We start from the raw sequence: 257 nt of genomic DNA on the forward strand, positions 1-257 counted from the left end.
GCCACTGATGATGGCTGCAATTGATAAAGCAAAAGAAGACGGGGATTCGTTGGGTGGAATCGTCGAGGTTATCGTAGAAGGAGTTCCAATCGGATTGGGAAGCCATGTTCAATGGGATCGCAAGCTGGACGGACGACTCGCACAAGCGGTAATGAGTATCCAGGCATTCAAAGGTGTTGAAATCGGAGTCGGCTTTGAAGCAGCAGGCTTGCCAGGCTCCAAGCTGCACGATGAAATTATTTGGAACGAAGAAACAG

Annotated in this window: 1 protein-coding gene; it reads left to right on the forward strand. The window is 49.4% G+C overall.

Translation table 11 applies throughout. The features are described from left to right. The coding region (locus SB775_RS31310; RefSeq protein WP_410865169.1) for a chorismate synthase at nt 1-257 on the forward strand (257 nt) is incomplete at both ends.

The sequence above is a fragment of the Peribacillus sp. SIMBA_075 genome, assembly GCF_046534585.1.